This window comes from Brinjal little leaf phytoplasma, from assembly GCF_978563805.1.
On record NZ_CEAFKD010000008.1, the window covers coordinates 1 to 9,245 of the forward strand.

Below are 9,245 nucleotides of genomic sequence, written 5' to 3' on the forward strand. Positions count from 1 at the left end.
CCAAACCGTTTTTTTATATTAACTATAAAAAAACGGTTTGACCTAAACATGTGGATTACCAATTGTACCATTTTAAATGATACTCAACCGCCAGTCCTCCTAATTTAATTCTTAATTCTTTATTATTATCACTTAATGATTCTTTTCTACTTAGATATCTCAGATATCCTTTTATATTACCTTTAGGTATAATTGTTACTTTTTTATTATTTCTTTAATTTGTTCTTTATCTGAAATATGATATAAACATACTAAAGTATGGCCTAATTCATGTAAAGTTGTTTTAATTTCATTGTTGTTTGTACTTAATTTTTCTTTAAGTCTTTCATATGATGGTTTTTTTAAAAATTTATTTTTATCACAAATGAAATCTTCATTGCATATTTCATTTAATTTATCTTCATTTGACTTTAAATTTGACTCTAAATTTGATTTTAATGAATTAGATCTATTTTTGTTTTTATATATAAAAAGATCAATGATATTTTCTTTTAAATAATTGTTTTCGGTCTCAAATGATTTTTCTATATTTTCAATATCTTTTGTTAATAATTTTAATATGTCTTCTGTATTTGTTTTTTTTGTCCTAAAATAATATTTATGTCTTTTAATTTTGAAACTTTTTCTAAAAAATTAAAATTTTTATGATTTATTGTTTTAAATTTTTTGAATTCATCTATAACATTTGATGTTTTAGTTTGATTTTTATTATCATAAAAAATATCGTTTAATGAATTTTCAATATCTTTTTTATCTTCTTTTAAATCATTTATAACATTAGATGTATCATTTATCATTTGATTTTGCATTTGTTTAGATATTTGTTCAGATATTTTGTTAAAGTAAAATTTTATTTTATTTTGTATTTCATCTGATTTTTCTTTTATTTCGTTTATTGTTTTTTGATTATATGTTGATTTCTTTTCAATTGTATCAACAATATCATTATAATTTTCGTTTAATTTTATTAACTTTGTTAAAAAATCGTTTTGAGTTGTTTCATGTTTTTTTTGGGAAGTTTTTAAATATTCTATTAATTCATTTATTTTTTTTTGAGTTTCGTCGTGACAGTTACATCGATGATTTTGATGTATTTCTGACAATTTAAAATCTTTTTCTAAATTTTTTTTAATATTTTTTAAATTTTCTATTCCTTTGTCTAATTCCTTTTGAGTATCTTTAAAATTCTTATTATTATTTAATTTTTGAATTAACTTATCTATTTGTTTTTTTATTTTGTTTAATTCTTTATTTTCGTTCAATAATTGTTTTTCGATAGTGGATTGAAATAAATTTGTTTTGTATTCTTGTTTTTTTTGTTTTTCTTTTATTGAATTTATTAAAGAATCCATTTTTGATAAATTGAAATTGAATGTTGTATTATTTTGTTTTATTTCAAATTGTAATAAATCATTTATTTCTTTATAAATATCTTCTTTTTTTATTTTATTAGGTATTTGATCATCATCGTTTATTTTTTTTTATTTCGTTGATAATTTCATTAATGTTTTTTTGTGTTATTGAATAAACATTTTGGAATTCTTTGTTTATTGAATCTATTTCTACAAAAGGTATTTCTTTTTTTTCTTTTTCTAATTGTCCTTTTATTTGTTCATAATTTTTTTGTATTAAGTTTAAGTTTTTTTCTTTTTCATCTAAGTATTTAATTTCTTTGTCTAATTTGTTTTTTGCTTCATTAATATCTTTTGTTAATAAATTTAATATTTTACCTAATTGATCTTCTATAAATGTTTTTTCTTTTTCGAAAATTTCTTTTTGTTTCAGAAAAATAGATTCTTGTTCTTTTTTAATTGTGTTTATATCATTGCTTAAATAAATTTTTTCGTTATCTATGGAGTCTTTGAAAAAATTTTCCCTACATTCTATTTGCATTAATGTTTTAAATTCACCTAAAAACTTATCATTAAATAAATTAGTATTTAATTTATGAAATTCAATTAATTTAGGTATTTCTTTAATTAATTTAGGCATTGTTTGAATTAAGTTATTTATTTTCTTCTGAATCGAATTTATTTGTTTCAATCATTTTTTCTTTAATTTTTATAATTTTTTCTTCTTCTTGGTCAGAAATTTTTTGATAAAAATTTTGATTTTTATTTATTAAAACTTGATTTTTTAAGCCTTGTTTATCTAAAATATATTTTTTTTCTTTTTTTAAAAAATCATTTTTTTCTTCAATATTTTGTCGTATTTTATTTAAATTTGAAATGTGTTGTTCGAAAATACCTTTTATTTCTTTTTGATATTTTTTAGCTGTTTCTTCTATTTTATTTTTTTTAACCCCTAACTTTTTTAAAGTCAATCCATTTAGAATAGATGAATTTTTGAGCTTTTTTAGGTTTGTATCTTGAATAAATAAATAAGCAAAAGCAAAAAGAAACAATGAAAAAAAGATAAGAATAAAAGAAAAAAAGAAAAATTTAAAAAATTTTTTAAAATATTTTTTTTTATTTATTTTTGATCTTATATTCTGATTATTAGATAAAATTGGATTTTCTTTTTTATTTTGTGAATGAATTTTTTTAACACCTTAATTTTCTTTTTTTTCGAAATATTTTAAATTTTATTTTTAATATTTCGGATTCATAATAAAAATAAAAAATCCTTAAGATACAATAATCAAATATATATTTGATATATAATATATCAAAATTTAATTTTAGAATATGAATCAGGATAATTTTTAGTATAAATTAATCCTTGTTTATAAATTTTTTATTTTATAAGTGCATATTCATATTATAATCAGGATATTTTTTTGTCAATATTTTTTTATTAAAGGACGTTTTGAACCATTTTATTTGACTTATTAATTTGGCGATTTTTAAATAAATTCTTTTATTTTATATAAATATAATATCAAATGAAATAATTACAATAATACATACTATTGTGTTTATAAGATCCTAATAATAATTGAAACATGTAAACAACAATTATCTAAATTTTGTAATTAATCCGAGTATTCGTTCAAGAGTTAACATCATTAAATTAGAAAGAATTACGACCGAAGAAATGTTAACAGGATTAAATAAGTTAATCGTTAATAAAAAATTACCATTAAATATTCTACAAGATGCTTTATTATTGATTTGTCAATTGTCTAGCGGAGATTTTACGTATTGCTATTAATATGTTAGAATTGTGTTTAAATTTATATCCTGGAGAAGAAATTACAAAAAAAATTATTAAAAAAATTTCTTCATCAGCTAATTTAATAAATTTTAAAGATAACGATGAGCATCATAATTTAAAGTCAGCATTACAAAAATCTATTAGAGGTAGTGATGTTGATGCAGCTTTACATTATTTTGCAAGATTATTAGCAAGTGGCGATCATGAAGCGTTAATAAGAAGAATGTTAATTACCGCTTATGAAGATATTGGATTAGCTAATCCAATGATTATTATACATGTAAAAACAGCAATTGATGCTTTTCGTCAAATTGGTTTACCAGAAGGACGTATTCCTTTAGGATTGGCAATTATTGAAATGTGTTTAAGTGAAAAATCCAATAGTGCTTATTTAGCCACTAATAAAGTTTATGAAGATGTTCTGCAAGGTAATGTCTTTAATATACCAAAACATTTACAAGATACTAGTTATAATTCAGCAAGTAAATTAGGTATTGGTTTTGATTATAAATATCCTCATAATTTTCCAAATGATTATGTTAATCAACAATATTTACCACAAGAAATAAAAGAATTGATTTATTATATACCTAAATTACACAGCGAGTATGAAAAAAAAATTAATAAAATACATGAAAAATTTAAACAAAATATATAATGTTTTAAAATTTTTTAATAATTCCAAACAAGGTTTCTGATTATAATGGTTATCTTTGGTAACAAAATTTACAAAAAAAGTTTTTAATTAGTATCTCTCGTACTAGTTGTCTCAATTATAATTAGATGAACTAATATTAATTTAGCAATTTAAAAGAGTATTTTCAAGAATTTAAACGTTTTTTATAATCAAAAATGATTAATTAAAAAAACTTAATTAACAAAGCTCCTTAATTTTTTTAAAAAATCAAACTATTAATAATAAAATAAAGATTTAATTCAATAGATTATATTTTATCTATTTATAATTATTAAATAAGCGCTTCAGCGCATTCATCATTTTTTTTAATAAAATTATATAATAAAATACTTGGTAAGGCGATTAATTTAAAAATTAAAGTTGATTTAATGATTGGAATAAATTAAAAAAATAAAATTGTTTTTCAAAAAAGAGGTTTTTATGATATCGACAAATAATAATGATATGAAAAATGATAATTCGATAATATCAAATATCGAGTATCAATTATTATTATCGATATAAAATATCAAATATCACTCCTTCAATAAGCTTTTTGTTAAAAAGGATATAATGAGAAAAAGTAACATGGTAACAAAGCGGTAATAAGATAGTAATAAAAAGGTAACTTAATGGTAATAAAATGGTAATTTATAAATTATTTATTTGTTTTTAATTCTTTTTTATTTAAATTTGATAAATAACCAGAACGTAATTTTTTCACTCGATAACCTTGTTTATCTTTTGTTAAAAAGGATCGAAGATATTTTAAATCTTCTTTTCGATAATAAATAATGTTGAACCCTTTCTCTTTTATAGTTAGTTTTCGTGGGTTTATGATATTTATCTCGCTTTTGAGCATCTAATTGATATAATTGTAAAGTTTCTAACTTATTGTCATCAATTTTCCCAATTAATTCTTTCACTTGATTTTTAGTTTCATTTTGATAATTGATTTGAAATAGAGGATAGAGGTGTTTAAGGGGATTATTTTGACTTTTAAGAGGGGTTTAATCCGAAAGTAATAGTTTATTACTATTACTAGAAGAGAAATTATCATTAATTAAAGTTATTTTTGTTTGTTTAATTTCTTCTAAGATTTTTGGATCGACGAAGAGAGTTTGGTTTTTAGGACGGTAATTAGCTTCTTGGTAGGTATTTTTCTTTTTTGGTTTAAATAAGTTAATCCTGGTTGACTTTTCATTATTGTGATTAGAAGTTAATAAATAATGGTAAGATTGAACTGTTCTGTTTTTTTTAGACAATTTTTTCTTTAAAAATTGTTCTTTAAGACTAAAAAAAATTGTCTAAACTTTTTATGATAATTCTTTTAGTTTTAAAAGATATTTTTTTAAATATTTTATCTTTAAACTTTATATTTTTAAATTATAATAACAAGAAGTGTTATTAAGGGTTAATATAAGACATTAAGACGTAAGATTTTTAAAATTTTATATATGTTTTTTTTCTTTGTTTATTTAAATTTTAAGAAATTTTTTAACTTTTATTTTAAAATATTATTTTTTGTGTTATTATTAATTTTTTTATAAACTAGTTTAAAGTAATTTTGTTTTAAAAAAATATAAATAAAAATTTATATTTTTTGGAATAGAAATGCGATTCATTAGGATAATTTCAATTTTGAAAACAATACTTTTAATATTATCATAATTTAATTTATTATATTAAAATTTGATAAAAGTTTATTGTTTCCATTTGATATAAGAATAATTATATAAGGAGTATTTTTTTATGTCTATAAAAAATAAGATGTTACAAAAAAATTATATTATACTATTATTCCTTTTTTGTTTTTTATTAACAATTTTTGATAATCAAAATTATTCAATAAAAGCGCAAACTAATAATCTTAAAAATAGTAACCAAAAAATAAAATATTTTTGTTTTTTTAAGCAAAAAAGAAAAAAATTGCAGCATATATTAGATAATAAATCATTTGAACTTTTGCAAAATAAAATTAATTTTTTAGAACAACAATTAAAAAATTTAGATAATAAATATAGTGAATTAATTAAAGAAAAAAAAGAAGTTGCTCCATTAAACAGAAATAAAATACATCCTCTAGAATATGATAAAAGTTTACAAATAAAATCTGAAAATAATAATCAAATTAAAGCATTAAAAAATGCTATTGAGTTGATTAAAATAGAAAAAAATATTATTGAAATTATCAAAAAAACAAATTTCAAAGATGATTTTTTTGAAATGAATAATTTATAGAAAATTATGAATTTTTTTTAAATGAACAATCGTTAATATTCGAACAACAAATAAATGAAAAATCATTTTCATCTAATTCAAAAAATAAAATTTTCTTTAAAGATGTTTTTGGAATGCAAAAAGAAAAAGAAGAATTGCAATATTTAATTTGTTATTTTAATTCTGATTATAATTTAGTTAATTTTGAACAAATAAAACCAAAAGGTTACTTATTATATGGAGAGCCAGGAACTGGTAAAAGTTTTTTAATAAAGGCTTTATGTAATGAAGCTAATGTATATTATATAGAATTAGAACCTTCTAAATTTGATAAGAAATATATAGGAGAAGGTAAAGAAGAATTAGAAAAGATTTGGCAAGAAGCAGAAAAACATGAAAAATGTATTATTTTTATTGATGAAATTAATGGATTAGCTAGTCGAGAAGAAAGTAATGCACACATAACTCAAATAAATATTGTTCACAATTTATTAACAAAATTAGACGGATTTAAAACAAAAAATAATAAAATTGTTTTAGTAGGTGCGACAAATTATCCTGAAAAAATAGATAAAGCTTTACGAAGCCGTTTTAGCAAAGAAATTAAAATTAATTCTATTTCAGATACAGAAATAGAAAATTTTTTGAAACATATTATCAAACCTTATCAAATTAATTATTATACTTTTTTGCATTTGCAAAACATTTCAAATAAATGTCGAGGTAAAAATTATTCTAATCGAGACTTAGTTAGTATTATCGAAGATGCTTATAAAAAAACTAATAAGCATTATAACAATATAAAACATAATGTTATGTTGCCTAGCGATCTTGATGAAGCATTGAATAGCAAACAAAATATTCCAAAATCAATAGATGAAATTAAAAAAAATCGTGAAATATGCGAAAATCAACATCAAAATTGGAAAGAAATAAAAAATTTATCAATTAATTTTTAGTCTTAAAAATTAATTTTAAAATAAAAAATCAGTGGTTCGCTTTATAGAGAGACTTGTGAAAATCAATACGCACAATGACGTCAAGGGCCCACTGAACCCATATTTTGTTACAACTTTTTAACTTGTAAATAATCACCAAAACCACTTTTTCAGTTGTATAACCTCATCTTTTCTCGTAAAAAAAACTTTTTTAACTGCGGAAGTTGTTGAATTTAATTTCCTAATTTTAAAGTTTTTTTCAAGACAAAAGACGAAACCATTTTAACTCTTCACTTATTAGTGAACCAAAAAAAATAAAAAACTCGTCTCTAAAATGATTGTATCCTTGACGAACGGTTTGAAAATAAGTTAATGATTGTCTTTCAATGAGATCTCTTTGATGATTTTTTTGTTTTTTCTTTCTAGTTATTCCGATGAGATGGTCAATATCTAAATAAATTAATAAATCAGTTTTTTTTAAGATAGTTTTATGATTTATCTGAAAGATTTTTGTTAAAGGTAAAAGTTGTTGTTTTTCCTTGGAAAAAGGAAATAATTGATAAGCATAAGTAGATGGTAACCAACGTTCTAAGATAATTAATTGGTTTTTTTTAAATAATTCCGCTTGGATTTGGGCCATGTTAGCGAGACTTAAATAAAAATGAGTGAGGCAATCACCTACTTGTTGAAAATTTAAAAATAAATCTCTAATTTCCTTTCCAAGAGAACACTCCCTAAGTCTTGATACAATTGTTGAGGAGTTTTTAATTAGGGTTGAAGGGAATTGGATAAGAGAAGTTTTTTCGCTACCATCTAACCCTTAAAAAACGATTAATTTCATGATTGTTTCTCCTTTTAATTTTAATTTGGGTTTTAAAAGTTAAAGATATTTTTAATTGTTCCACATCGGGGCGGTAATATGTCGTTTTGATTAGTTCTCCAGTGTTTTTATTGTATTCATAGATTTTTTGAATAGTTTTGCCATCAAATCTATAATAAGTTTCTTTAAACGCGATGGCTGATTTCTTTATCATATTCGTTGGCAAACCAAATAGTTTTTCTGTCAATTAGATACACAAGTTTTTTTAATAATATTTCTAGTATCTTTGTCGTATTCTTAAGTAACTTTATATTTCTCATCTTCAATAAATTTTTCTATAATTGTTTTCATTGATTTCTCCTTTGATTTTTTATATTTGGGCATAAAAAAAAAGACCTTTAATTTGAAGGTCTTTAATTATTAATTAATTATTTGATTTTGCTTAATTGTTTTAAATAAGTGTTTTTTTCTAATTCTTCTTTGGCTTTGTTTAGAAGATTTAGATATTTTTTACTATCAGCAATCATTTTAGATATGAAGTTTTTATCTTGATAAATTGGAACAATATGATATTTTTGGTCGTTAAAATAAACTAAAAATTAAGCAAAGTTCGCTTGAGAACAATAGAGTTGACATTGAGCTTGGGCCCAGTAGTATTGAGGAATATTTTCGAGTTGAGGATTAGTTAAAAAACCAGTCCAAGCGGATGAAACTTCTTGGTTTTCATTAACAAAAGGACATTTAATTTCTAAAACAGCTTGATATTGTTCGTTATAGCCATCTAAAGATGCAGAAAAAAGGTGAACTTGATCATCCACAAAAATGGCATCTTCAAAAGTTAAATGAGTTTTTTGAATGAAAAACTGCTGAGCAATGGGTTCCATTTTTGCTCATAGAGAGTATATTGATTGGCAGTAAAGGTTTGTTCCAAAGAGTTTATCATGAACTAATTGTTCCATGGAACGAAAGGGGTCTAAACCTGTTATCGAAGCAATTTCGGAAGCGTTGATATATTTTTTTCGGTGTTGATACCATAATTTAGTGCGTTGATTTAAATTTTTTATTCTCATAATAATCATTCTTTCTTAAAAATTTTTTTGAATAATGATAAAAGATATTTGCCTTTATAATAAATAAACCGTAGAATGCGATAAAGACATTTAAAAAGAAAATCAATGAAAGATAAAAAATGAGGGAGAAATAATAAAATAATTATTAATAAACCAACCTAAGTTTAACCATTGATTTTGATAAGCAAAGAAATAATGACTAAGGTTATTAAGGCCATTATTTAACTTAGTTAACCAAATATTAAATAGAATTCCACATGATGGGGTTGCTTTCGTGGTTAAATGTTGATAAAATTGAACTATTATTCCTTGTTTTAATTGGTAAATACTTAGTTTGAATGTGAAAAGGTAGAATTTAATTACAT

Annotated in this window: 7 protein-coding genes and 4 pseudogenes; 3 read left to right on the forward strand and 8 right to left on the reverse strand. The window is 21.5% G+C overall.

The features are described from left to right. Positions 1–554 precede the first annotated feature (554 nt). The 3 genes from ACTCUI_RS02110 to ACTCUI_RS02120 all read right to left on the reverse strand — a co-directional run bounded on the left by ACTCUI_RS02110 (position 555) and on the right by ACTCUI_RS02120 (position 2,323). Entirely contained in the window at positions 555–1,352 is a 798-nt protein-coding gene (locus ACTCUI_RS02110) for a coiled-coil domain-containing protein (RefSeq protein WP_463431302.1), read from the reverse strand. 112 nt (positions 1,353–1,464) lie between these two features. Beyond that, positions 1,465–2,043 carry a hypothetical protein gene (locus ACTCUI_RS02115; RefSeq protein ID WP_463431304.1) on the reverse strand — a complete coding sequence of 193 codons (579 nt, stop codon included), beginning with the start codon at positions 2,041–2,043 and terminating at the stop codon, positions 1,465–1,467. Next, complete coding sequence (locus ACTCUI_RS02120; protein WP_463431306.1) at positions 2,006–2,323, reverse strand: hypothetical protein; 318 nt, start codon at positions 2,321–2,323, stop codon at positions 2,006–2,008. Before ACTCUI_RS02120 ends, ACTCUI_RS02115 begins: the two co-directional genes overlap by 38 nt. Before the next feature lie 644 nt (positions 2,324–2,967). On the opposite strand from ACTCUI_RS02120, the pseudogene ACTCUI_RS02125 reads away from it, so the two are divergent. After that, positions 2,968–3,814, forward strand: a pseudogene (locus tag ACTCUI_RS02125) (AAA family ATPase); the annotation flags it as partial. A 676-nt stretch (positions 3,815–4,490) separates the two neighbouring features. On the opposite strand, the pseudogene ACTCUI_RS02130 reads toward ACTCUI_RS02125, so the two are convergent. Next, a pseudogene (locus tag ACTCUI_RS02130) lies at positions 4,491–5,019 on the reverse strand (phase variable surface lipoprotein). A gap of 565 nt (positions 5,020–5,584) precedes the next feature. Between ACTCUI_RS02130 and ACTCUI_RS02135 the strand changes: the two are divergent. Both ACTCUI_RS02135 and ACTCUI_RS02140 read left to right on the forward strand, forming a co-directional pair. Further along, a complete protein-coding gene (locus tag ACTCUI_RS02135) occupies positions 5,585–6,073 on the forward strand; it encodes a hypothetical protein (RefSeq protein WP_463431308.1) in 489 nt (162 codons plus the stop codon). A gap of 89 nt (positions 6,074–6,162) precedes the next feature. Then, positions 6,163–7,011 carry an AAA family ATPase gene (locus ACTCUI_RS02140; RefSeq protein WP_463431312.1) on the forward strand — a complete coding sequence of 283 codons (849 nt, stop codon included), beginning with the start codon at positions 6,163–6,165 and terminating at the stop codon, positions 7,009–7,011. A 238-nt stretch (positions 7,012–7,249) separates the two neighbouring features. Here the strand turns inward: ACTCUI_RS02140 and ACTCUI_RS02145 are convergent, their stop codons facing one another. The 4 genes and pseudogenes from ACTCUI_RS02145 to ACTCUI_RS02160 all read right to left on the reverse strand — a co-directional run. Continuing rightward, entirely contained in the window at positions 7,250–7,780 is a 531-nt protein-coding gene (locus ACTCUI_RS02145; protein WP_463431314.1) for a dTMP kinase, read from the reverse strand. A 16-nt stretch (positions 7,781–7,796) separates the two neighbouring features. Next, positions 7,797–8,057 carry a DUF2963 domain-containing protein gene (locus ACTCUI_RS02150; protein ID WP_463431310.1) on the reverse strand — a complete coding sequence of 87 codons (261 nt, stop codon included), beginning with the start codon at positions 8,055–8,057 and terminating at the stop codon, positions 7,797–7,799. 181 nt (positions 8,058–8,238) lie between these two features. After that, positions 8,239–8,880 (reverse strand): annotated as a pseudogene (locus ACTCUI_RS02155) (YqaJ viral recombinase family nuclease). A gap of 102 nt (positions 8,881–8,982) precedes the next feature. After that, positions 8,983–9,245 (reverse strand): annotated as a pseudogene (locus tag ACTCUI_RS02160) (hypothetical protein); the annotation flags it as partial.